The sequence below is a fragment of the Streptomyces sp. LHD-70 genome (genome assembly GCF_031157275.1).
Taxonomy (GTDB): domain Bacteria; phylum Actinomycetota; class Actinomycetes; order Streptomycetales; family Streptomycetaceae; genus Streptomyces.
The window spans coordinates 59,559-83,245 of record NZ_JAVIFW010000009.1; the positions used below are offsets into that span (position 1 = coordinate 59,559).

Annotated in this window: 24 protein-coding genes; 5 read left to right on the plus strand and 19 right to left on the minus strand. The window is 70.3% G+C overall.

The features are described 5' to 3' along the window. Positions 1-21: 21 nt before the first annotated feature. Positions 22-357, plus strand: coding sequence for a putative quinol monooxygenase (locus tag RCO28_RS18970; protein ID WP_308942336.1), 336 nt, complete (start codon positions 22-24; stop codon positions 355-357). A 55-nt stretch (positions 358-412) separates the two neighbouring features. Here RCO28_RS18970 and RCO28_RS18975 read toward each other — a convergent pair whose 3' ends face one another. Both RCO28_RS18975 and RCO28_RS18980 read right to left on the minus strand, forming a co-directional pair. Continuing rightward, positions 413-1,048 carry a hypothetical protein gene (locus RCO28_RS18975; RefSeq protein ID WP_308942337.1) on the minus strand — a complete coding sequence of 212 codons (636 nt, stop codon included), beginning with the start codon at positions 1,046-1,048 and terminating at the stop codon, positions 413-415. A gap of 38 nt (positions 1,049-1,086) precedes the next feature. Further along, positions 1,087-2,163, minus strand: a complete 1,077-nt coding sequence (locus RCO28_RS18980; RefSeq protein WP_308942338.1) for a metallophosphoesterase — start codon at positions 2,161-2,163, stop codon at positions 1,087-1,089. Between the two features lie 268 nt (positions 2,164-2,431). Here RCO28_RS18980 and RCO28_RS18985 point away from each other — a divergent pair, with 268 nt between their 5' ends. Beyond that, positions 2,432-3,457 (plus strand): phospholipase, encoded by a 1,026-nt coding sequence (locus RCO28_RS18985; protein WP_308942339.1) that lies wholly within the window; start codon positions 2,432-2,434, stop codon positions 3,455-3,457. Between the two features lie 92 nt (positions 3,458-3,549). Here the strand turns inward: RCO28_RS18985 and RCO28_RS18990 are convergent, their stop codons facing one another. The 7 genes from RCO28_RS18990 to RCO28_RS19020 form a co-directional block, all read right to left on the minus strand. Next, positions 3,550-4,779: a methyltransferase gene (locus RCO28_RS18990; RefSeq protein ID WP_308942341.1), complete on the minus strand. Its 1,230-nt coding sequence runs from the start codon at positions 4,777-4,779 to the stop codon at positions 3,550-3,552. After that, positions 4,772-5,728, minus strand: coding sequence for an ATP-grasp ribosomal peptide maturase (gene tgmB, locus RCO28_RS18995; RefSeq protein WP_308942342.1), 957 nt, complete (start codon positions 5,726-5,728; stop codon positions 4,772-4,774). The genes RCO28_RS18990 and tgmB overlap by 8 nt, the downstream gene beginning before the upstream one ends. A gap of 11 nt (positions 5,729-5,739) precedes the next feature. After that, complete coding sequence (tgmA, locus tag RCO28_RS19000; protein WP_308942343.1) at positions 5,740-6,021, minus strand: putative ATP-grasp-modified RiPP; 282 nt, start codon at positions 6,019-6,021, stop codon at positions 5,740-5,742. Positions 6,022-6,052: 31 nt separating this feature from the next. Beyond that, positions 6,053-6,382 carry a hypothetical protein gene (locus tag RCO28_RS19005; RefSeq protein ID WP_308942344.1) on the minus strand — a complete coding sequence of 110 codons (330 nt, stop codon included), beginning with the start codon at positions 6,380-6,382 and terminating at the stop codon, positions 6,053-6,055. After that, positions 6,367-6,588: a hypothetical protein gene (locus tag RCO28_RS19010; RefSeq protein WP_308942345.1), complete on the minus strand. Its 222-nt coding sequence runs from the start codon at positions 6,586-6,588 to the stop codon at positions 6,367-6,369. Before RCO28_RS19010 ends, RCO28_RS19005 begins: the two co-directional genes overlap by 16 nt. Then, positions 6,585-6,818 (minus strand): hypothetical protein, encoded by a 234-nt coding sequence (locus RCO28_RS19015; RefSeq protein ID WP_308942346.1) that lies wholly within the window; start codon positions 6,816-6,818, stop codon positions 6,585-6,587. Before RCO28_RS19015 ends, RCO28_RS19010 begins: the two co-directional genes overlap by 4 nt. 184 nt (positions 6,819-7,002) lie before the next feature. Beyond that, positions 7,003-7,740: a GntR family transcriptional regulator gene (locus RCO28_RS19020; protein WP_308942347.1), complete on the minus strand. Its 738-nt coding sequence runs from the start codon at positions 7,738-7,740 to the stop codon at positions 7,003-7,005. Positions 7,741-7,903: 163 nt separating this feature from the next. Here RCO28_RS19020 and RCO28_RS19025 point away from each other — a divergent pair, with 163 nt between their 5' ends. After that, positions 7,904-8,572 (plus strand): YdcF family protein, encoded by a 669-nt coding sequence (locus RCO28_RS19025; protein ID WP_308942348.1) that lies wholly within the window; start codon positions 7,904-7,906, stop codon positions 8,570-8,572. A 79-nt stretch (positions 8,573-8,651) separates the two neighbouring features. Here the strand turns inward: RCO28_RS19025 and RCO28_RS19030 are convergent, their stop codons facing one another. The 8 genes from RCO28_RS19030 to RCO28_RS19065 all read right to left on the minus strand — a co-directional run bounded on the left by RCO28_RS19030 (position 8,652) and on the right by RCO28_RS19065 (position 19,001). After that, positions 8,652-9,158, minus strand: coding sequence for a hypothetical protein (locus tag RCO28_RS19030; RefSeq protein WP_308942349.1), 507 nt, complete (start codon positions 9,156-9,158; stop codon positions 8,652-8,654). Positions 9,159-9,245: 87 nt separating this feature from the next. Next, the gene (locus RCO28_RS19035) at positions 9,246-10,811 is read right to left on the minus strand and encodes an APC family permease (RefSeq protein ID WP_308942350.1); all 1,566 of its coding nucleotides are present in this window, start codon (positions 10,809-10,811) and stop codon (positions 9,246-9,248) included. Between the two features lie 242 nt (positions 10,812-11,053). Then, positions 11,054-12,523 (minus strand): aldehyde dehydrogenase family protein, encoded by a 1,470-nt coding sequence (locus RCO28_RS19040; RefSeq protein WP_308942351.1) that lies wholly within the window; start codon positions 12,521-12,523, stop codon positions 11,054-11,056. Then, the gene (locus RCO28_RS19045; protein ID WP_308942352.1) at positions 12,520-14,259 is read right to left on the minus strand and encodes a D-aminoacylase; all 1,740 of its coding nucleotides are present in this window, start codon (positions 14,257-14,259) and stop codon (positions 12,520-12,522) included. The genes RCO28_RS19040 and RCO28_RS19045 overlap by 4 nt, the downstream gene beginning before the upstream one ends. A gap of 256 nt (positions 14,260-14,515) precedes the next feature. Continuing rightward, positions 14,516-15,634, minus strand: coding sequence for an LLM class flavin-dependent oxidoreductase (locus tag RCO28_RS19050; RefSeq protein WP_308942353.1), 1,119 nt, complete (start codon positions 15,632-15,634; stop codon positions 14,516-14,518). A 130-nt stretch (positions 15,635-15,764) separates the two neighbouring features. Beyond that, complete coding sequence (locus RCO28_RS19055; protein WP_308942354.1) at positions 15,765-16,550, minus strand: SDR family NAD(P)-dependent oxidoreductase; 786 nt, start codon at positions 16,548-16,550, stop codon at positions 15,765-15,767. 9 nt (positions 16,551-16,559) lie between these two features. Beyond that, positions 16,560-17,501 (minus strand): TIGR03619 family F420-dependent LLM class oxidoreductase, encoded by a 942-nt coding sequence (locus RCO28_RS19060; protein WP_308942355.1) that lies wholly within the window; start codon positions 17,499-17,501, stop codon positions 16,560-16,562. A gap of 267 nt (positions 17,502-17,768) precedes the next feature. Further along, a complete protein-coding gene (locus tag RCO28_RS19065; RefSeq protein WP_308942356.1) occupies positions 17,769-19,001 on the minus strand; it encodes an amidohydrolase family protein in 1,233 nt (410 codons plus the stop codon). 270 nt (positions 19,002-19,271) lie between these two features. On the opposite strand from RCO28_RS19065, the gene RCO28_RS19070 reads away from it, so the two are divergent. Then, complete coding sequence (locus RCO28_RS19070) at positions 19,272-22,211, plus strand: BTAD domain-containing putative transcriptional regulator (protein WP_308942357.1); 2,940 nt, start codon at positions 19,272-19,274, stop codon at positions 22,209-22,211. A gap of 210 nt (positions 22,212-22,421) precedes the next feature. Then, positions 22,422-22,592: a sigma-like protein gene (locus RCO28_RS19075; protein WP_308942358.1), complete on the plus strand. Its 171-nt coding sequence runs from the start codon at positions 22,422-22,424 to the stop codon at positions 22,590-22,592. Positions 22,593-22,705: 113 nt separating this feature from the next. On the opposite strand, the gene RCO28_RS19080 is transcribed toward RCO28_RS19075, so the two are convergent. Next, entirely contained in the window at positions 22,706-22,960 is a 255-nt protein-coding gene (locus RCO28_RS19080) for a hypothetical protein (protein ID WP_308942359.1), read from the minus strand. Between the two features lie 52 nt (positions 22,961-23,012). Continuing rightward, positions 23,013-23,516, minus strand: a complete 504-nt coding sequence (locus tag RCO28_RS19085) for an ATP-binding protein (protein ID WP_308942360.1) — start codon at positions 23,514-23,516, stop codon at positions 23,013-23,015. Between the last annotated feature and the right edge of the window lie 171 nt (positions 23,517-23,687).

Here is a 23,687-nt window from a genome sequence, read left to right on the forward strand (position 1 = left end):
GGGCGCGGCAGGCTGAGAGGCATGATCTTCATCGCCGTACGTTTCACCGTGCACGCCGACCGCGCCGACGAATGGCTCGATCTCGTCGCCGACTTCACCGCCGCGACCCGCGCCGAGCCGGGCAACCTGTTCTTCGACTGGTCGCGCAGTGTGGAGGACCCGAACCAGTTCGTGCTGCTTGAGGCGTTCGCGGATGGGGATGCGGGGGCGGCCCACGTCCAGTCGGACCACTTCAAGGCGGGCCTGGACTCGATGGCCGAGGCGATCGCGTCGACGCCCGAGATCATCAACGTCGAGATCCCGGAGGCGCAGGGCTGGGGCGCGATGGCGGAGCTCTCGCCGAAGCGTCCGGCCTGACGTCGGCCACCTCTGCCCCGTCAGGCGCCCTGTCGGGTGCCATTCGGGTGTCCTGTCAGAGCTTGCCCTCGAGCAGGACGGTGCGGTGGCCACCGAGACGGCGTGAGAAGTCCGCGTCGAACTCGGGGCGCAGTGTGGGCCAGTTCCAGAACGTGAAGCCGAGATGGCCGAACACGAAGTAGTCGTCGGCCCAGAGCCACGTGTGCACGGGAGCTGCCCGGCCGCAGGACGGGCACTCGACGGGCTCGTCGTCACCCTCGCCCCAGGAGTTCACCGCGCCGCTGAACCGGTCCCACCCCTCCTCGATGGGCGACCAGTACGCGTCGACGAGGGGCGTCTCCGCTGCGCAGTGCGGGCAGGTGACGGCCGAGGGTTCGCCCTGCCCGGCATCGAAGACCGTACGCCCTACGGTGACGTGCAGGCCGTTGCTCCACACACGGACCAGTTCGGGATCCGGGTTCTCGACGGCTTCGCCGTAACGCGCCCCCGGCGCGTGCCCGGCGTCGGCGCCGAGGACGCAGTCGGTACGTTCCGCCGAGACGAAGCCGTCTGCGATCAGCCAGTCAAGTACGTTCGCCGCGAGACCCTGCGCCTGCTCCGGCGTGGCCTCGGTGTCGACAATCCTCTGGAACCAGTCGCCCATGATCTCCCCTCCCGTGCTGGGTGCCTGCGTCACCGTACGCCGCGCCACGGACAACTCCTCGGCCGCTCGGCCTCCTTCTCGGCCGCTCAGTCTCCGATGCGGTGCGTCCGTGTGTGGCGGTACGCGTGCTGGTAGTCGGACGTCTCGGGGTCGACGGTGTACGCGTCCGTGACGACGCGGTCGGCGTCGATCGAGAGCGTCATGAAGCCGAGGGTGTCGTAGGCCGCCCAGAACTCCTTGCTCTCGGGCCGGTCCGCCTTCCCCTTGGTCTTGGCGGCGGCGCCGCAGACGATCTGCTGCGTGCCCTGGTAGGCGGCGCCGGTGTCCAGGATCTGGAGGGTGTGGTCGTGGCCGGAGAGGATGAACTCGGCCTTGCCGCACACCACTTCCTCGTACAGCTTCTTGACGTGCTTGCCGCTCATGTAGTCGCCGCAGGTGATGCCCTCGTACGCGCCCGCGTTGCCGTGCGTGCCGTTGTTCCGCAGCGGGTGGTGGGCGAAGACGAACTTCCAGCGGGCGCGGGAGGCGGCGAGCGAATCGGCCAGCCAGGCGCGCTGTTTGTGGGCGAAGGGGCCGTCCCAGTGGTACTCGGGGTCGGTCTGCAGGACGTACGAGGAGAGCGGCGTCGTGTCGATGGCGAAGAACTCGACGACGGGGTCCTGTTGCGGGACGGCGACGGAGTAGTGCCGGTCGGGCATGTACCAGCGCGCGGAGTGCTGGTGGTAGGCGATCTCGTGGTCGCCGCGGGAGGGGCGGCCGCCGCTGCCGGGGATGATGCCGCTGGTGTCGTGGTTGCCGAGCACCATCAGCCAGGGGACGTCGATGCCCTGGTTGGGCTCCTCGAACTTCGTCGTGAACTCGTCGTCCAGGACGTCCTCGGGGCCGTTCTCGTAGATGTTGTCGCCGAGCCCGATCGCGAGGTCGACGCCGCGGCGCTCGCACAGCTTGCGCGCAGCTGCCGCGACGGCGAACTGGGCGGGCGTGCCGGTGCCCGCGTCCCCCGTGATCAGCACGTTCAACTCGGGCTTGTCCGGTAGCGGGAACTTCGCCACGCCGCCCTCGGCGGCCACCGCCTGCCGGCCGAACGTGCCGAGGGTGACAGCGGCGCCGACGCCGACGCCGCCCGCGAGTACGGCACGCCTGCTGATTCCCTGCGTTTGCATCCTGCGTCTCCTCGTCGTCGGATGCCACGTCATCCCGGGCAGGCCAACGGGGCTCGGACGGGCTGGGGAGATGCAGTGAATCCCGGCGGCACCGCGACGACCAGGTTACTGACCGGTTACTTCCGTCACACCTACTGATCACCGGACGGTAAGTGGGCATAGGCTCCTCCGAGTTCTGCCTGCTGTCCACCTCGGCCGCACCCGGGGCGCCGCACAGCGAGCGGGCCGTCCCCACGGCGGCCCGGAACGAACGAGAGGACCCGTCCGCATGAGCGCCGAACGCAGACGCCGCAGGACACTGCTGCCGCTGACCCTGGCCTTCGTCACGGCCGCCCTGGGCACGGCAGCCGCATCCGCCGCCCAGGGCGCCGCACCCTTCCAGGAGTCCGCCCAGAAGTCCGACAAGGCGCCCGCAGAGCGGACCGGCCACAGCAAGCAGCGCCCGACCTGGGCCATCGCCCACCGCGTACTCACCACTGAAGGCGTGACCGCGGCGCTCCGGGACGGCGCCAACGCTCTGGAGATCGACGCCACGGCCTGGAAGGAAGGCTGGTGGGCGGACCATGACGGCACCCTCACCAGCTATGGCGACACGATGGCCGCCATGTTCGACCAGGTGGCGAAGGAGCACCGGACGGGGCGTCACGTCTCGTTCGTCTGGCTGGACATGAAGAACCCCGACTGGTGCGACAGCGGCGACCCGGAGCAGAAGCAGTGCTCCGCGGCCGCCCTGCGGGACCTGGCCCGCAGCAAGTTGGAGAGCCAGGGCATCCGGGTGCTCTACGGCTTCTACGGGACCGAGGGCGGCAGCGGCTGGAAGGACGTGGCAGGCGACCTGAACAGCAAGGAAGGCGTCGCCTACAGCGGCGACTACGCGGACGTCCGCGCCGGATACGCGGAGCACGGGGCCGCCGTCGCGCAGAACCAGCGGGTGATGGACAACGGGTTGTTCAGCATGGCGCTGAAGTTCGCCGGCATCCGCGACGAGCTGCGGGCCGGCGCAGCAGCCCGGGACCGCGGGGACCTCGCCCGGACGGTCGGCTGGACCGTGGGCCCCGGCGACCGGAAGCGCGCCGAGACCTTGCTCGACGACTCCGACACCGGCGCGGCCGTGGACGCGCTGATCTACGGCAACCGGATGTCCTGCTATCCCGACGGCGTCCGCGGCCCGAAGGGCTGCGGCACGGACGCCGACGGCGTGCGGGAGTCACTCTCGTACATCAAGGACTACGTCAAGGCGCATCCGGACACGCGCCGCATGGCCAGGAGCGGGGACGTTCCGTTCGGCGGCTGAAACTTCTGGCTCTTCGGGGTTCGGAGGCAGCACCGGTGCTGGGCGACGGCCCTTTCGGTGGCCGCCCTCGACCACCGACGCCGGAGTCGCCCTCAGCCCACCGGGCCTGCCGGGAGCGCGCCGAGCGGCCGGTCGGGGGTGTCGAGCCAGACGGTGTTCTCGCCGCCGGTCACGGTCAGCCCGTACCGCTCGACACCCGGCCGGCCGTCGGCGAGCCACCGCGAGGCGGTCTCCTCCAGCCGAGTCCACAGCCGCTGCGGCCCGCCCTCGTACGCGCGCGGTGCCTTGCCCGGTGGCGTCTCCAGGACCGCCCACGAGCCGTCGGGGTGCAGGAACCAGGGGCCCGACACCTCACCGGCGGCGAGTCCCACCCGTACCGCCCCGGGCAGGGCGATCTGTACGGACCACATCAGCCCGGTGCTCTCCAGGACGACGGGATCGACGCCGACGTCCACGGGCCGGGCGGAGTCCTTGCTTGCCAGGGCGGACCGCATCATCGGCCCGATGTCCGGCCGCGTCAGCTCGCGGGAGCGCATGAACGACACGTCGCCACCCAGGAATCGGCCCTCCGCCCTGCCGTTGCCGGTCTTGACGAGCCGGACGTATCCGTAGGCGTCCAGCCCACCGCCGAGCGACACAAGGATGACGCCACCTGTCTCGGCCTGCTCGACCCACTCCCCGGGCACACCGCTCGGCGAGTACGTGGCGATGATCCCGCCGTACGGCGCCCCCGCAGGGCTGCCTTCGGCGGCGTCGCCGGTCAGGAGGGCCGGACGCTGCCCGAGGGACGCGAGGCGCTCGCCGACGAGGGCGGAGAGGCGCGGGTCGTGCTCGGTGCTCGTGACGCATGCGTCGCCGTACCGGACGCAGGCCAGTGCGGTAGAGTAGCCGGTGCCGCTGCCTGCCTCGTAGATCCGCTTGCCTGCGGGTACGTCGAAGTCCTCGAACATGCGGAGTACGACGCTCGGGGCGGTGGACGAGCTGGTGGGGACGCCGAGGACAGGTTCGCCGCCGTCCCCGGTCGCGGCGCCGGTCGTGGCGCCGTGGTCGAGCTGGCTCACCCACGTCCTGTCCTGGTAGACGAGGGACAGCCACTCCTCCTCACCACTGTCCCGGCTGACGCGCGTGTACCGGGTGATGCCGTCGGGGCCGGGCGCGTCGGTGAAGAACGACGGCAGGAACACCTCCCGGGGCACGGCCTCCACGGCTGCCCGCCAGTGCGGCGAGCGCACGGCTCCCTGCCGCTCCAACTCGTCTGCGAGACGGGCCCGCAGGCTGCGTGAGGTGTCCAGGTCTCCTGCGTACCGCTCGGTCTCAGTCATGTGTCCTGCCCTTCTCCAGAAGGTCGGCGATGGCGTACGAGATCGGCACACCGGTCCTGTGCTCGATCCACGACCACTGCCCGTTGGGGTTCACCTCCAGGAACCGCCACCGCCCCGACGGCGTCACGATGAAGTCGAACGCTCCGAAGACAAGGCCGAAGTGCCGCATGAACGCGGTGACAGCGTGCCGTACGCCGTCGGGCACGGTGGTCGGTTCGTACGAGAGGCTGTCGTAGTCCGTGCGCCAGTCGAGCCGGGTCTGTTCGGAGTCGGCGTGGATCTCCACGGCGAAGAACCGGCCGCCGACCACGGTCAGCCGTACTTCGTGCGCCTTGTCGATCCACTCCTGGAACAGGTGGGCGCACAGCCGCACGGAGTCATCGAGCTCGGCGGGGTCCACGATCACGGTGTCCACCGGGGCGCCGAGGCTCTTGGTGATGACCGGGCCGCAGATGCGCGTGGCAAACTCGCGTGCTGCATAAGGGTCGTTGGTGATGATGCTGCGCGGTGGTTCGAGTCCGAGGCGCCGGGCGACCGCGAGCTGCCACGGCTTGTGGTTCGCGTCCAGGTCCCGCGCGGGGTGGTTGATCCACAGGCACGGCAGTGCGACGGCCACCCCGACGAAGCCCGCCCGTGACTGGGCGGCGGCGAAGCGCCGCTCAGCCTCGGACATGCTGTCGGGCAACCGGAACTCTTCGGGCCTGCGGAAGTACACCGACCGCACGGCAGCGAGGTCGAGGGTTCGGTGCCCGTTGTCGAGCACTCCGCCCCAGCGTTGCTCCCCGAGCGTCGCCGTCAGCGTGAGTTCCAGGGGGAACTCGGCGGTGTCGCACCGGAACACCGGGACGTTCCGGTGGTTCAGCCGGTCGACGACCAGGTCCGCGGTGGAGTCGAGCTGGTTGGTCAGCACCAGCACCACCCCTGTGCGTGGTCCGTGAGCTTCCGTCACCTCGGGTTCTCCTAGTAGAAGTCGGTGCCTTCGTCGTTACGGCTGTCGGAGTTCGTGTTGCTGCTGGTCTCTCCGGCGGCGGTCATCGCCCACGGGTTGCCCTCGCGGGTGAGGGCGATCTGCAGGTGGTTGTCGTACGTGACGCCGGTGGTGTCGGCGGGGGTGCTGGTCTGCCGGGCGGCGAACCGCATGGCGAACGGCTGGGTGGGTTCAGCGGGTTCGGTGGGTTCGGTGGGTTCGGTGGGTTCGGTGGGTTCGGTGGGTTCGGTGGGTTCGATGCTGGTGACGCTCAAGGTGGCTGGCTCCTTCTGGTCTGGCCCGCTGTTACGCAGCGGCGCGGGCGGGGGTCGATGGGCTGACGAGGCTGGCCAGGGGTTCCGCTGCGGGGTGGTCGTAGTCCACGCCGATCTCCGCGAACGCGGCGGCCCACACGCGTTCGCGCTGCGGCGTGGGCAGCGCGAGGGTCTGCGGGTCCCGGAAGATCGCCCGTACGTCGGCGGCGGAGGGGGAGGTCCAGGGCCGGCCCCACGGGGATACGGGTTCGGGTTCGGGTACGGCGGCCCGCTGCGCGACGAGGTGTTTCGCGCTGTGCCGTCCGGGACGGCGTCGTGTCCAGGGGACCCTGGATAGGGCGCGGGCTAAGAGGGTGCGCATGGAGCGCTCCCCGCGCGCAGAGCAGCGGCAAGGGCCCGCGCCGTGGCGACGTTGCAACGCCCCAACTCGACCAGTGCGTACGGGCGTTGGTGGCTGTACGCGACCAGGTCGACGCCGAGGGACGGCAGGGTGACACCGGCGGCGGCGAGAGCCGCACCCAACTCGACCCGAGCCGCCTCAGCCTCCTTGAGCGCATCGACAGTCACAGCAACTCCCCTCGGGAGCGGGCGTTGGCCCGGGCGGTCGCGATACGCAGGCGCTGCGCGGCGGTGGCCGGGCGGTCGCCCCCGGGGGCGACCTCCGGGACCGCCGCCAGCGGCGCGTCCGCCTCCCGGTCCATCGCCTGTTCACCGGTCTGCTCGTTCGCCATCTCCGGCTGCGGCGCAGTCGCGCCGAACACCAAAGCGGTCGAGAGGTCGACCCTGAAGGACGGCATGAAGTGCTCCCCATGGAGGCGGCAACGGGAGTGGACTCAACCTCCCTAGGGAGGTTGAAAACAAAACTCCCTAGGGAGGTCAACCACCCCTGCGGGCCTGCCGCGCCGGCGGAGCCCTTCAGGCCAGCAAAAAGGCCCACCGAAGTGGGCCTTTCTCCTTGTTCAGTTACTTTTTGACGATTCGTCAATCGCCGAAGGTGTAACGCAGGGCGTAAGCACCGGCATCGAGCAGCATCCGGTTGACCTCTACTGCGCGCCCTTCGGCCGTGTACGCCGTTCGATAGATCTCGATCACTGGCGTACCCGGCAGAACAGCCAGAGCCGACGACTCCTCAGAGCTGGGCATGCGCGCTCGCAGATCCTCACCGAAGCGGACCGGCTCGACGCCGAGTTCCGCGAGGCGCTGGTAGATGCCGCCCTGTCCGGGGTCAGGCTGGGCGATGCGCGTATTCCGCACCAGGTCGGCAGGCAAGTACGAAACTGCCCGCTGCACCGGCTCGTCGTCCACCAGGTATCGGCGACTCCGCACGATGACGCGTGCGCCTTCGTCGACCTGAAGGAGGCGGGCCACCCAGCGGGGGGCGTCCTCTTCGCAGACCTCAAGATCCGCTACAGACATCGGGCGCGCTCCGACGTCGGTCGACCAAATCGACCGGCCGTCGTCGCGCCGCGCACGCGAAAGACGCTTGGTCGCGTCCCGGAGGAGCGGCTTGAACTCCCGGACGTAAGTGCCGGAGCCGGGGCGCGAGACCGCCATCCCTTCCGCTACCAGCAGCTTCAGTGCTCCACTCGCCGTCATCTTGGCTACGCCGTAATCCCTGACGAGCGCGGGTTCCCCGGGGAGGCGGACGCCAGGCCCGAACTCACCATCGTCGATCCGTGCCCGCAGGTCGTCGGCGATCTGCCGCGCCGTTTCGGGCATCGATCAGCCTCCAGGTCCCTAGGGTGGTTCCACCGTACCGGCGACTACCGACAGCCGCGAAGGCAGGAGTGCGGCAATTCGCTGGGTGCGTGCACCCTTACATTCAGTGCCTACCCACGGGCAGGTCCAGGTGCTGGACATCGGCGAAGCGAGAAGGGCAGCAATGATCTCGACACAGGCATGGGCCGACGCACGACGCCTGTGGGACCACCACCAGATGGGCCTCCCCCTGAGGCCGTGCTCGGTGGCGATCGGCCTGGGCAGTCACGACCTAGGCGTGGCCGACACGGCGGTGGACCTGTACGAGCGCGGCCTGGCCCCCCTGCTTGTGTTCACCGGAGCCACGAGCCCCACGACGCGCGAGCGCATGCCCCGAGGCGAAGCCGTCCACTACCGCGAGCGAGCCCTTGAACGCGGCGTACCCAGCTCGGCCGTCCTCGTGGAGCCCAACGCCCGCAACACCGGCCAGAACATCGAGTTCTCCAAGAAGGTCCTCGAAGAGGCGGGCGTGCACCCGACCTCCGTGCTGCTGATCAGCAAGCCGTACGAGGAGCGCCGCGCGTACGCCACGGCCCGCAAGCTGTGGCCCGAGGTCGAGTTCGTCAGCGCGTCCACCCTGATGACGCTCGATGAGTACGTGGACTCCATCCAGGACGCCCGACTGGTGATCGACATGCTCGTGGGCGCCCTTCAGCGACTCCTGATCTACCCGGAACAGGGCTTCATGATCAGCCTGCCCGTGCCGGACGACGTCCGGGAAGCGTACGACCGGCTGTGCCGCGAAGGGTTCACCAGCCGCCTCATGACCAGCGAGCCGTCAGCTTTCGGATGAGCCGACCGCAATGGACAGGCTGACGCTGAAGAGGGCATGACGGCGATGCGAGTACGGTCGGCCCCCTGGTCGACCCGGCTCAGGCACCGGCAGTCCGCCAGACCTGCACCAGGCAGAACTGGTCTCGTCCATCCAGGTCAGCCGCACCGGCACCAAGCTGGTCGAGCACGCCGTCACGCCCCTCCAGAGGCGACGTGAAGGGGCCCCTGTCCGGGTTGAACACCCACTGCCAGCGCATCCGGTACGTGCCTGCCGACGGCAGCACCAGCGGGAGCTCCGCCATCTCCCCGCCGTCGACCGTCTGCAGGCAGAGCTCGCCTTCGGGAAGGTCCACCTCGACCTCCTCCCGACCCGCCCACGTGCCGGGCGGCAGCGGCGGCTCAGTAGTCCACGACTCCAGACGTATCGCCACCGTGATCACCTGCGAAGGCGCCTGCAGGTACACCAGTCCCGGCCCCGGAAGCAGCCACTTCGTTCTGTCCGCGTCGTCGTGGAACGTCTCCGCGCCCATGGTCGTGTCGTGCAGTCCGAGCAGCCGGTAGCTCGGCGAAGCCGTCGTCTCGCAGGAGTCCAGCAACGTACGCATCCATGCCTCCCAGCACATCAGCGGCCCCGCCGCACCCTCAGTCAGGGTGCGGCGGGGCCGAGCGCTTTCCGGTGGTGGCCCGAGTGCTCAGTCCTCGACGACCAGAGCGGGCGTGTCCTTCGTGAGGATCTCCCCCCGGAAGAACGCCGGGCTCCGCCGCTCCGTGACGACCATGATGACCACGCCGAGCACCAGCAGCCCCACCCCGATCACGAAGACCGAGCCGACGCCGAAGACGGACGATCCGCTGCCGTACGCCGGGTCCCACATGTCGTACAGCGTCTTGCCGAACACCGCCGTCAGGAGCGCGCCGCCGAGGACCGGGAACAGGCCCTTGTAGACCAGGTCCCGCACCGAGCGGGTGAGTTCGCGGCGGAAGTACCAGGCGCAGGCGAACGCCGTCAGGGCGTAGTAGAAGCAGATCATGAGGCCGAGCGCGTAGATCGTGTCGACCAGGACGTGCTCGCTGACCAGCGTCATGACCGTATAGAACACGCCGGTCGCGATACCGGCCACGATCGTCGCGCGGCCCGGGGTCTTGAAGCGGGGGTGGACGCGGGCGTACGAGGGCGGCAGCGCCTCGTACGTCGACATCGCGAGCACCGTACGCGCGACCGGGATGAACGTGGTCTGCAGGCTGGCCGCAGCCGAGGCGAGGACGGCGACGAAGAGCAGGATGCCGAGCATCGGGCCCATGACCGGGCCGGCGAGCGCGGCGAAGACGTTGTCGGACGTGTCCGGGTTGCCGAGGCCGAGGCCCTTGTCGCCCGAGCCGACCGCCATCTGCGCGGCGACACCGGTGGCGAGGTAGGAGCCGACGAGCACGACCATCGCGATGAGCGCGGCCCGGCCGGGCGTCTTCTCGCTGCCGGAGGTCTCCTCGTTGGCGGTGAGACAGGCGTCCCAGCCCCAGAACATGAAGATGGAGAGCGAGAGGCCCGCGGTGAAGGCGGCGAAGGACTGGACCGCGAAGGGGTTCAGCCAGGACCAGGAGAAGTCGAGTCCGGTGGCGAACTCACCGCTGCCCGCCTTCTGGAACGCCATGACCACGAAGATCGCCAGCACCACGAGCTGGAGTCCGACGAGGGCGTACTGCACGCCCTTCGTGGCGGTCATGCCCCGGTAGCTGATGGCGGTGGCGGCGGCGATCAGGGCGAGGCACGTGATGATGTGCACCGGTTTGCTGTCGTCGAGCGCCGCGATGGACGGGGAGCCCGTGACCTCACCGGCGAGCAGCCAGAAGTACGAGGTGGCGACGCCCGCGAGGTTGGACAGCACGATGATCGTGGCGATCACCAGGCCCCAGCCGCACATCCATCCGACGCGCGGGCCGAAGGCCTTCACGGTCCAGGTGAAGGAGGTGCCGCAGTCCGGCATCGCCTTGTTGAGCTCGCGGTAGGCGAAGGCCACGAGCAGCATCGGCAGGAATCCGGCCAGGAAGACGGCGGGCATCTGCACGCCCACCTCGCCCGCGGTGGAGCCGAGCGTCGAGGTGAGGCAGTAGACCGGGGCGACGGTCGAGATGCCGATGACGGCACTGCCGGCGAGGCCGACGGAGTTCCCGCCGAGCCCTTTGGACCGCACACCGCTTCCGGCCTCGGTCACGCCCCGTACCGTGTCTCCGCCCTTGGGCGGGGTTTCCAGCTGCGTCATGAACAGGACGTTAAGTGCTGCGGTTTCCATGTCCGGAAGGTTGAACTCCGGGTAACCGTCCTTTAATCAGGCCGTACGAATCGGATGTTGATCATTGATTCGCAGGCCTGCATCGCTATGCGACCTGTCACACAAAGGCGCGCTCCTGCGATTCCACGATGCGGGAATCGCAGGAGCGCCCCAAATGTCCGTTTCAAAATTTTCCCGTACAAAATTTCCCGTCACCCGGACCGCACGGCCGACTACCCCGGCCACACGAGCGACTGCAGCTCGCTGTAGGCGTGCAGCGCGTACGAGCCCACGTCCCGGCCCACCCCGCTCTGCTTGAACCCGCCGAACGGCGCCTCCATGTTCCGGCCCACCGTGTTCACGCCCACACCACCGGCACGCAGCCTGCGCGCGAGCCGGAAGGCGCGGGACACGTCGCCGGACCAGACGTAGTCGATCAGCCCGTAGTCGCTGTCGTTGGCGAGGCGTACGCCCTCCTCCTCGTCGTCGAAGGGGATCACCACGACCACCGGCCCGAAGATCTCCTCGCGCGCGACCCGCATGTCGTTGGTGCAGTCGGCGAGCAGCGTGGGCGCCACGTAGAAACCGCGGTCCAGCACCGGCCGCTCGCCGCCCGCGACGACCCGCGCCCCCTCCTTCCGCCCCAGCTCCACATACGACTCGACCCGGTCCCGGTGCGCCGCCGAGATCACCGGGCCGACCACGGTGCCCTGCGCCGTCGGATCGCCGACCTTCATGAAGCCGATGTAGCCCGTCAGCTTCTCGATCAGCCGCTCGTAGATCCCGCGCTGCGCAAGGACCCGCGTCGGCGCCGTACAGATCTGCCCGCTGTAGAAGGCGTACGTCGTGCCGATGCCGCGCACCGCCGAATCGAGGTCGGCGTCGTCCAGGACCAGCGCCGCCCCCTTGCCGCCCAGCTCCATCAGCTGCCGCTTCATGCCCCGGCCGCACACCTCGGCGATGCGCTGCCCGACGGCCGTGGAGCCGGTGAAGCTGACCATGTCGACGTCCGGGGAGTCCACGGCCGCCTCGCCGACGTCCACCGAAGTGCCGGAGACCACGTTGACCACCCCGCGCGGCACGCCCGCCTCCTCAAGGGCCCGCGCCATCCGGTACACCGACAGCGGGTCCTGCGGCGCCGGCTTCACGACCACCGTGTTGCCCATCGCGAGCGCGGGCGCGACCTTGCCCGCCGGGTTGGCCCACGGGTTGTTGTACGAGGTGACGCAGGTGACCACGCCGACCGGCTGCCGTACCGCGAGCGCCCCGAGCACGCTGGCAGGACCCATCGGCCCCGCCTCCGTGATCTGCGGCGCGAGCGCCTCCTCGACCGGCTCCAGGGCGCCCTTCGCGTACCGCCGGAACCGGGCCGCGCCCACCGCGACCTGCATGCCGCGGGCCGTGCCGGTCGTCGCGCCGGTCTCGGCCTGGGCGAGCCGCGCGGCCGGGCCCGCGTCCCGCTGGATCAGGTCGGCGGCCTTGTCGAGGATCCGGGCCCGTTCCTCCGGGCTCGTCCGCGACCAGCCGTCGAAGGCCTCGCGGGCCGCGGCCGCCGCCGCGTGCACCTGTGCGCGCGAGGCCTCGGGGGCAAGCCCGACGACCTCCTCGGTCGCCGGGTTCACCACTTCGTAGTGCCCGCCGTCCGGCTCGACCCACTCGCCGCCGACGAACAGGCTTTCCTGGAGCGGCACTTGGGACGTCATTTGGTGCTCACCGTCCGGGTGTCGGTGCCCGAGCGGAGCACCTTGCCGGGCACCGCGCCGCTCACCACGTCCTCGCGGATCGCCTCGACACCGTTGACCCACACCGCGTTCACGCCGATCGCCTTGGAGTCGAGGCGCGGGGAGTCGCCGGGCAGGTCGTGGACGAGGGTCGCCTTGCCCGCGTCGATCCGCTCCGGGTCGAAGAGGACCAGGTCCGCGTGGTAGCCCTCGGTGATCCGGCCGCGGTCGACCAGGCCGAAGAGCCGCGCCGGGTCGTCGGTCAGCATCTTCACGGCCTGCTCCAGGGAGGTCAGCTTCCGGCCGCGCAGACAGTCCCCGATGAACCGCGTCGTGTACGGGGCCCCGCACATGCGGTCCAGATGGGCGCCCGCGTCCGAGCCGCCGAGCATGACGTCCTCGTGCTCCCAGGTCTGCCGGCGCAGCTCCCAGGACGCCGGGTCGTTGTCCGGCGGCATCGGCCAAAGGACCGTACGCAGCTCGTCGTTGGCGCAGATCTCGACCAGGCACTGGAACGGGTCCTGCCCGCGCTCGGCCGCGATGTCCTGCACGACGCGCCCCTGAAGGCCCTCGTTCTCGGCGCTGTAGGTGTCGCCGATGACGTACCGCCCGAAGTCCGCGAGCCGCCGGAAGACGCCCGCCTCCTTGGAGTCGGCGCGGCGCAGCATCTCCGCCCGTACGTCGGGGTCGCGGAGCTTCGCGATCCGCTCGGGCACGGGCAGGGCGAGGATGTCGCCCCAGCCGGGGATGAGGTTGAGGGCGCAGAAGGTGCCGAGGGACATGTTCATCGGCGTGAGGATCGGCATGGTCAGGGCGACGATCCGGCCACCGGCCTTGCGGGCCCGCTCGCTCGCCACGAGCTGGCGCGGCACCCGCTCGGGCACGGCGGCGTCGATGGTGAGGACGTTCCAGTTGAGCGGCCGCCCGGCCGCGGCGGACATCTCCACGAACAGATCGATCTCGTCATCGCTGAACTGGTCGAGGCAGCCCGCGACGATCGCCTCCAGCTGCGTCCCCTCGTGCTCGGCGACGGCCCGCGACAGGGCGAGCAGCTCGGCGGCGTCCGCGTGCCGGGAGGCGACGGGCTGCCCGTCCCCGTCGGAGTGGGTCGAGGACTGGGTGGTGGACAGCCCCCAGGCGCCTTCCTCCATGGCCCGGTGAAAGAGGTCGAGCATGGCCTGCAGCTGCTCGGGGCTCGGCTTCCCGCCGACGGCGTCCTCGCCCATCACGTACCGGCGCAGCGCGCAATGCCCCACCATGAACCCGGCGTTGACGGCTATCCGCCCTTCGAGCCGGTCCAGGTACTCCCCGAATCCGGACCAGTTCCAGGGCGCCCCCTCCTCCAGGGCGACCAGCGACATGCCCTCGACCTTGGACATCATCCGGCGCGTGTAGTCGGCGTCGCCGGGCCGCTCCGGGTTGAGCGGGGCGAGCGTGAACCCGCAGTTGCCGCCCGCGACGGTGGTCACGCCGTGGTTCAGGGACGGGGTGGCGTACGGGTCCCAGAACAGCTGGGCGTCGTAGTGCGTGTGCGGGTCGACGAAGCCGGGCGCGAGCACCTTGCCGGTGGCGTCCTCGCTGCCGCGGGCCTCTTCGGTCACGGTGCCGGGCTCCGCGATCACGGCGATCCGCCCGTCCCGGATACCGAGGTCCGCGCGGTACGCGGGTGCGCCGGTTCCGTCGACGATGGTCGCGCCCTTGATGAGGTGGTCGAGCATGGCGTCCCTTTCTCGCTGGGGTACTCGTACTCGTACGCGTACGTGGCTTGTCCCGGCCGGGGACCGCCGCGGGGGCCTCCGGCCGGGACAGGTACGGGGTGCCCGGTCCGGGATGTCCGGGGCCCCGCGCTTGGATTCCCTCCCCGCCCCTTCCGCCCGCAAAATTCAGCCCCTCCGGCGTTTGAGGAGCGGGGGTCCGGGGGCGGAGCCCCCGAAGCTGCTGCAAGCTTTCGGGAAGGGGCGGGGTGGGGAGAATTCAGGCCGCCTGGCGGAAGCGGGTCGTCCGATGGACCGGATCCGTGTCGATCCGGGGAATCACGTGCTCACCCACCAGCCGAATCGTCTGCAACGTCTCAGCCTTCGACACCCCGATCGGCAGCCCGAACGACAACTGATCCGCCCCCGCCCGCTCCCAACGCCTGCACTGCGCCAGCACCTCATCGGGATCGCCGCAGATCAACAGCTCCTCGGCGATGAGGAGTTCGATGATCTCCTCGTTGAACTCGGGCAGCGTCTCCGGCCACACCGGAAATCCCTCGGGCCGAGGAAACGTGTCGTGGTAGCGGAAGACGAGCGACTGCAGATAGTTCAGCCCGCCGCGAGCCGCGATCCGCACGGCCTCCTCGTGCGTGGGCGCGCAGATGGCCGTGGACGTCACCATCACGTTGTCGTTGACGTAGTCCCCGACGGGCTCGGCGTCCTTGATCGCCCCCTTGTACTGCTCCAGGACCCACTCCATGTCGGACACCTTCTGCACACTGAAGCCGAGCACCCCGAGCCCCTTGCGCGCCGCCATCGCGTACGAGGGCGGGGAGCCGGCGGCGTACCACATCGCGGGGTGGGATTTGCCGTACGGCTTCGGGAGGATCTTGCGGGGCGGCAGCGACCAGTGCTTGCCCTGGAACCCCTGGTACTCCTCCTGGAGCCACATCTTGGGGAACTCGGCGATGGTCTCCTCCCACACCTCCTTGGTGAAGTTCATGTCCGTGACGCCCGGTATGAACCCGAGGATCTCGTGCGACCCGGCGCCGCGCCCGGACCCGAACTCGTGCCGCCCCTCCGAGAGATGGTCGAGCATGGCGACCTTCTCGGCGACCTTCACCGGGTGGTTCACCTGGGCCAGCGGGTTGAAGATCCCGGAGCCCAGATGGATCCGCTCGGTGGCGTGCGCGAGGTAGCCGAGGAACACCTCGTTGGCCGAGAGATGCGAGTACTCCTCCAGGAAGTGGTGCTCGGACGCCCAGGCGTACTTGAAGCCGGACTTGTCCGCCTGGATGACGTACTCGGTCTCCTCCATCAGCGCCTTGTGCTCGGCGAGGGGGTCGGTCTCCGCCCGCTTGCCGACGTATCCCTGAACAAAGAGCCCGAATTCCAAGGAGGTTCACCGCCCCTAGTTTCCTGACAATTTCCTGACGCACCGTCAGATCGTGACGTGCCCGACTGTTCCACCGCACACGGCGACCGTCAATACCTGACGCCGCGTCAGCAACGCGACAGAGGCGGGGTCACACAATGCTCACCCCCGCCAGCCACCCGCCGTCGATCACGAACGGCTGCCCCGTGATGTACGAAGAGTCCTCGCTGGACAGGAACAGCGCCAGGTCGGCCACCTCACGCGGCCGCCCGACGCGGCCGAGCGGCACGAGCTTCCGGTACAGCTCGTCGAGCGCCTCCGTCATCGCCTCCGGGTCGGCGTCCGGGTCCAGCTGGGCCGGGTTGGACATGGCGGTGTCGATGGCACCCGGACAGACCGCGTTCACCCGGATCCCGGACTCCGCCAGCTCCATCGCGGCGACCCGGGTGAGGCCGAGGATCGCGTGCTTGGTCGCGGCGTACGTGCCGACGGCGGCCATGCCCGTCACGGCCGTGTACGAGGCGGTGTTCACGATCGTGCCGCCGCCCGCCTCGCCGATCGCCGGTGCCACGGCCCGTATCCCCAGAAAACACCCCACCTGATTGACGTTCACGACCTGCATGAACTCGTCGAGAGGCGTGTCGACCAGGGCGTTGAACCGGAGGATCCCCGCGTTGTTGACCAGCCCGTCGACCTTCCCGAACGCCTCCTTCGCGGCGGCCACCGCAGCCGTCCACTCCTCTTCCCTGCTCACGTCGAGGTGGACGTACCGCGCCTGCCCCTCCCCTATCTCCTTGGCCACCGCCTCGCCCTGCTCGTCGAGCACGTCCGCGAGCACGACGCGGGCGCCCTCCTCCGCGAAGAGCCGCGCCTCCTGCTCGCCCTGGCCGCGCGCGGCGCCGGTGACGATGACGACACGGCCGTCCAGCTTGCCCATGGATCACTCCTAGTCGTTGAGGTACGGGCCAACCTCGGCCCCGAACGCGGCCATCTGGTCGGTGAGTTCGGTACGGGAACGGCTCCGGAACCGCACCTGGATCTGCTGCACGCCCATCGCCGCGTACTCGCGGAGCGACTCGGCGATCGCCTCCGCCTTGCCGGTCAGGGTCCAGCGGCCCACGTCCCAGTCCGCCTCGCCCACGTAGACCGGCTCGGCGATGGTCCCGACGGTCAGCGGCGCCTCGACTCCGGCCGCCTCGCGCAACTCCCTGATCCGGGCGATCTTCGCGGGCAGTTCGGTACGCCGGTCGCCCTGCGGCAGCCAACCGTCACCGCGTACGGCGGCCCGGCGCACGGCGGGCCCGGAGGAGCCGCCGACCCAGATCGGCACCCGCACCTGCGCGGGCCGGGGCCGCTGCCCGAGCCCACTGAACTCGTAGCGCTCACCGCGATGTTCGGGATACTCCTCGGGCCCGAGCGCGACCCGCAGCGCGTCGATCGTCTCGTCGAGCACGGCCCCGCGCCCCTCGAAGTCCGCCCCGAGCACCTCGAACTCCTCGCGCACATGCCCGGCCCCGACGCCGAGGATCAGCCGGCCGCCGCTGAGGTGGTCGAGCGTGGCGTACTGCTTGGCGCTCGCGAGCGGGTGCCGCAGGCCGACGACGGCGACGTGGCTGAGCAGCCGTACGTTCTCGGTGACCCCGGCGAGGAAGGAGAGGGTGGCGACGGGGTCGTACCAGACGGTGCTCATCGCTGCCGCGAGGCGTCGGGGAATCGCGACGTGCTCGCAGCAGGCGATGTAGGCGAAGCCGCTGCGGTCGGCGGTTCTCGCGATCTCGGCGAGGTCGGCCGCCCCTGCCTCGGCTTCCCAGGGTTCGGCGTAGAGGGTGCTCTGGGACTGGACGGGGAGCTGGATGCCGTACGTGAGCCCCTGCGGTGCTTGCGCCATGACCACGACCCCTCCTGACGAACCGTCAGCTCTGAATTGAGGGCCCCATCGTCGGGGCTGACGGTCCATCAGGCAAGGGTCTGGGTGCCCCGAAAGGGGCGCGGGGAACTGCGCGATCAGCCCACGCGGCGCTGCACCCGGCCACGAAGCCGCGAGTAGGCAGACGCGTCTGCCGAGTTCTGTCTCGCCGGCCGCAGCGGGCCGCCCGTGGCAGGTCTCGCCCCGCGGCGGAGCCGCACATGTCGCGACCCCGCGCCCCTGCGGGGCTCAGGCCGACGGCCCCCACAACCCGGACTCCGTCAGCCCGAGCAGCTCGATCGCGTTGCCCCGGACCAGCCGGTCCACCACGTCCGGCGCCAGGTGCCCCATCTGCGACTCCCCCACCTCCCGGGACTTCGGCCACGTCGAATCGGAGTGCGGGTAGTCCGTCTCGTACAGGACATTCCCCACCCCGATGGAGTCGAGGTTCCGCAGCCCGAACGCGTCGTCGAAGAAGCAGCCGTAGACGTGCTCCGCGAAGAGCTCGGACGGCGGGCGCGTGACCTTGTCGGCGACCCCGCCCCAGCCGCGGTTCTCCTCCCAGACGACGTCCGCGCGCTCCAGGATGTACGGGATCCAGCCGATCTGGCCCTCCGCGTACATGATCTTCAAGTTGGGGAAGCGCTCGAACTTGCCGCTCATCAGCCAGTCGACCATCGAGAAGCAGCAGTTGGCGAAGGTGATCGTGGAGCCGACCGCGGGCGGCGCGTCCGCGGAGGTCGACGGCATCCTGGACGAGGAGCCGATGTGCATCGCGACGACCGTGCCGGTCTCGTCGCAGGCCTGCAGGAACGGGTCCCACTCGTCGGTGTGGATGGACGGCAGGCCCAGGTGCGGCGGGATCTCCGAGAAGGCCACCGCCCGTACGCCGCGCGCGGCGTTCCTGCGTACCTCCTCGGCCGCGAGCCGCGCGTCCCACAGCGGGACGAGGGTGAGCGGGATCAGCCGGCCCCTCGCCTGCGGGCCGCACCACTCCTCCACCATCCAGTCGTTGTACGCGCGCACCCCGAGCAGTCCGAGCTCACGGTCCTTCGCCTCGGTGAAGGTCTGGCCGCAGAAGCGCGGGAAGGTGGGAAAGCAGACCGCCGACTGGACATGGTTCACGTCCATGTCCGCGAGCCGGGCCGGGACGTCGTACGACCCCGGGCGCATCTGCTCGTACGTGATGACTTCGAGCTTGATCTCGTCCCTGTCGTAGCCGACGGCCGTGTCGAGGCGGGTGAGGGGGCGGTGCAGATCCTCGTACACCCACCAGTCACCTATCGGCCCGTCGTCGCCCTTCTCGCCCATGATTGGTGCGAACTTGCCGCCCATGAAGGTCATTTCCTTCAGGGGTGCGCGCACGATGCGCGGGCCGATGTCGCGGTACTTCGACGGGAGCCGGTCCCGCCAGACGTTGGGGGGCTCCACCGTGTGGTCGTCCACCGAGATGATCTTCGGGAAGGTCTCCTGGGTCTCCATGTACGTCACGGTAGCGCTGATCTGACGAACCGTCAGCTAGTAGTGCGCGCCGGAACGGGAGCGGAGACGGGAGCGAGGACCGGGGAGTCGGCCTGAAGGCGCTGGTGTGAACCGATCAGAACCGGCCACGCCAGGGCCCCACCGCACGTCCGCGTCACGTGCGCGGGAGTGCGGACCCTGTGAGAGCTGCTCCGGGCGGCTGACGCAACGGCCCTGGACAAGGCAGACTGGCGGGGGCAAATTCCAGTACTCGGACCGGGTGGGACAACGATGGACGGTGTACCGCGCGTACCCGGGCAGCGCCGCCCGGAGGCACAGCCGCAGCCGCTGCGCTTCAGCGTGCTCGGACCGGTCCGAGCCTGGCGCGGCTCGGAGCCGCTGGCCACCGGATCTCCACAGCAGCGCGCCCTGCTCGTGGCCCTGCTCCTGCGCGGCGGCCGCACCGCCACCGCCGCCGAACTCATCGACGCGATCTGGGGCGACGAACCCCCGTCGCAGGCCCTGGCCGCCGTCCGTACGTACGCGTCGCGCCTGCGCAAGGCACTCCCCGGCGTCCTCGCCAGCGAGTCCGGCGGGTACGCGATCCGGCTCCCGGCCTCCGGCGGGGCCCTGGACCTGGCGCTCGCCGAGGAGCTGTGGGCCGACGCCGAGAAGGCACGCGGCGCGGGCGACCTCTGCCAGGCCCGCTCCCTGATCAACAAGGCGCTCAGCCTCTGGGACGGCGAGCCCCTCGCCAACGTCCCCGGCCCGTACGCCGACACGCAGCGGGTCCGCCTGGAGGAGTGGCGCCTCCAACTCGTCGAGACCCGGCTCGACATGGACCTGGAGCAGGGCTGCCACGCCGAGGCCGTCTCCGAGCTGACGGCCCTGACGGCCGCGCACCCCCTCCGCGAGCGCCTGCGCGAACTCCTGATGCTCGCCCTCTACCGCTCCGGCCGCCAGGCCGAGGCCCTCGCGGTGTACGCGGACACCCGCCGCCTCCTCGCCGACGAGCTGGGCGTCGACCCGCGCCCCGGCCTGTCCGAGCTGCAGCAGCGGATCCTCCAGGCCGACCCGGGCCTCGCCGAGCCGTCCGCGGCCCCTTCGGAACCCGCCTCCACCCCGGTCCGCCCGGCCCAACTTCCGGCCACAGTGCCGGACTTCACGGGCCGCTCCACCTTCGTCGAGGAACTCAGCGAGGTCCTCTCCTCCGCCGAGGGCCGGGTGATGGCGGTCTCCGCGCTCGCGGGCATCGGCGGCGTCGGCAAGACCACGCTCGCGGTGCATGTCGCGCACGCGGCCCGTATCCAGTTCCCGGACGGCCAGCTCTACGTCGACCTCCAGGGCGCGGGCGCGCGCGCCGCCGAGCCGGAGACGGTCCTCGGCGCGTTCCTGCGCGCGCTCGGCACGGCGGACTCGGCGATCCCGGACACCCTTGAGGAGCGCGCGGCGCTGTACCGCTCACTCCTCGACGGCCGCCGGGTCCTGGTGCTCCTGGACAACGCCCGCGACGCGGCCCAGGTCAGGCCCCTCCTTCCCGGCACGGAGGGCTGCGCGGCCCTGATCACCTCGCGAGTGCGGATGGTCGACCTGGCGGGGGCGCATCTGGTCGACCTGGACGTGATGTCGCCGGAGGAGGCACTGCAGCTCTTCACGCGCATCGTCGGCGAGGAGCGGGTCGCGTCCGAGCGCGAGGCGGCCCTGGACGTGGTGGCGGCCTGCGGCTTCCTGCCCCTCGCCATCCGCATCGCGGCGTCCCGCCTCGCCTCCCGTCGTACGTGGACGGTCTCGACCCTCGCCGCCAAGCTCGCCGACGAACGCCGCCGCCTGGACGAACTGCAGGCCGGCGACCTGGCCGTCAAGGCGACCTTCGAACTCGGGTACGGCCAGCTGGAACCGGCCCAGGCCCGCGCGTTCCGCCTCCTCGGCCTGGCGGACGGCCCGGATCTGTCGCTCGCCGCGGCGGCGGCGATGCTGGACCTGCCGGTCGAGGACACGGAGGACCTCCTGGAGGCCCTGGTCGACACGTCCCTCCTGGAATCAGCGGCCCCGGGCCGCTACCGCTACCACGACCTGGTCCGGCTCTACGCGCGTGCGTGCGCCGAACGGGATGAACAGCCGCCCACTGAGCGGGAGTTGGCGCTTTCTCGGGTGTTGGACTTCTATCTGGCGACGGCATCGCAGGTGTACGCGCTGGAGCGGCCGGGCGACCGCACAGTCGACCACCTGGAGCGCACCACGTACCCGGGCCTGGCGTTCGGCGACAACTCCCAGGCCGTGGACTGGCTGCACAACGAAGCCGACTGCATCCTCGCCTGCGTACAGCAGTCCCTGACCGTCGGCTCGCTGCGCCGGGGCGTCGACCTGCTCATGGCGGCCAAGGACCTCGCCGAGTCGGGCGTCAGCTCCCGGCGGTACGAGATCGCCACGATCGCCGCGTGCGACGCCGCCAGCGCCGCCAAGGACCTGCACTCGGAGGGCCGGGCGCGCACCACGCTCACCCAGGTGCACAGCCGGGCCGGCCGCTTCGACGAGGCGGACGCCGAGGCGGAGCGGGCCACGGAGCTGGGCCGGGTGGCGCAGGACCCTTGGACCAGCGGGAACGCGCCCAACGAGCGCGGCATCATCGCGATCTACCGCAAGCAGCACACCGAGGGCGAAGCCCACCTTCAACAGGCCATCCGCGCCTTCCGCGCGGACGGCAACGAGCCGGGCGAGGCCAGCGCCCTGTGCAACCTGTCCCGCATCCTCGTCGCGATGGGCCGTACGACCCAGGCCGTCGACCTGGCCCGGCAGGGCATCGGCATCTACGACAAGCTGGGCCTGACGGTCCGCCTCGCGAACGGGCTCCTCGCCCTCGGGATCGCCCTGACCAAGGCAGGCCGGCAGCCGGAGGCCCTCGGTCATCTCTCGGACGCACTGGGCATTTTCACGGAGAACCGGCAGCGCCTGTGGGAGGGCACCACACACTTCCGCATCGCGGAGGCCCACCTCTCCGCGCACCGCCCCGCTCAGGCCGCCCAGCACGCCGAACAGGGCCTGGCCCTCGGGTGCATCGGTGGCGAGTGGGCGCAGGGCAACGTCCTGACGGTGCTGGGCTGCGCCCTGTCCGAACTGGCCCAGGTGGACCGCGCGAAGGCCTGCTGGCGCGAGGCCCTCTCGATCTACGAACAGTCGGGTTCACCCGAGGCCGAAGTGGTGCGTCGCCTCCTCACGCCCGTCGCGGCCTGACCGAGGGCCCTGGCTGACGCGTTCATCATTCGTTTATCGCCGTACGGCATCGTCTTCCCCGTCGAACCGTCGCCTCGGGGGGCAGACGGCTTGGCCCGGAGTCGCCCCGTTAGGGTGATCGATTCCAAATGCGCCCGTCCGGCGGCCCTCGGGGGAGCTGCCGGGCGGGCCCTCGCCACCAACAAAGCCGCTCTAACAGGGGAGTTCACCATGAGCGAGAACAAGCCCGCCAAGAAGAAGTCCGACATCACGACGCAGGACAGCCACGCCGGCAGCGAGCCCGTGGACGGCATCACGACCAAGGACAGCCACGCGGGCAGCGAGCCCGCGGGCGGCATCACCACGCAGGACAGCCACGCAGGCAGCGAGCCCGCGAAGTAGTCCTGCTCCCACGGGGATCGGCCGCGGCGGCGCGGAGGGGGAGCCGTCGCGGCCGAGGCATGTCCGCGGCTTCTCGACCGACCTCTTGATTTCGTGCCACAGAGGTCAGACGGCTACTGCCCCTGGAACGGCGGCAATGGCGACTGCGTCCCCTGCCCCTGCGGCGGCTGCGCAGGCGGGAACTGCTGGCCCGGGTACGGAGCACCAGGCTGCTGCTGAGGTGCCACCGGAAGTCCTGCCCCCGGACCAGCCCCACGGACTCGTCGGGCGCGGCGGACGAGCACGACCGCGAGGACGACGGCGAGGAGCACCACCACTCCACCGCCGACGAAGAGGATGAGCAGCAGTTCCAGTGGCGTGAGGGGCATTTCCTTCTCTCTCGTTGGTTGCAGACTCTGCTTGATCAGCGTCCTCAGAAGGCTATCGATGACCTGTACACGCCGAGGACACAGGCAGATGTGCCCACATCCGCGTACCGCCCCCTGGTTCCCGGGACTCCCCGAAGCCCCACTCGCCACCACCCGCCCGTACGACACAGGCAAGCAGCCGCAGCGCCGACCTCCGCCGACCGTCGCACGCCGCGGCCAAGCGGGCATTGGTGTGGCGTGGGTGGCCGTCGTAGGCCGCGATGCGGATGGTGTTGCCGCCGTGGCGCAGCGAGAGGTAGATCTCGGCGCCCGCGCTGAACCGGCAGGCGCAGGCCGTGAGTTCGCCGACCGCTTGGAGAGCGGCGTCGGCCTCGTCGTTCAACCCGTGGGCATGCAGCATCGAGCGAGCAGCGGCGCGCGCGATCGCCGGGCTGGTGAGCGAGGCGGGCAGAGTCAGGCTGTACGCGAGCTCGTCGGGCGCGGGCGGCGTCACGGTGAGGGATTCGTCGGCGTGCGGCGAGATGCATGCTCCCGCGAGGGTGGCGGTCCTGGGCATGGTTACTCCCTTGTGCGGTGGGGGTGTTGACGTCGTACGTCGCTACGGGGGCGGTGGCCTGTCTCCCTGGCGCGGGCCCGCCCCTCCCAGGGATGGAGCTGCGGGCAGGCTCGCGCGATGCACTTCCACCCACTTCTTGCGTGAGCGTTGCGTTACTCAACGTAGGGACCC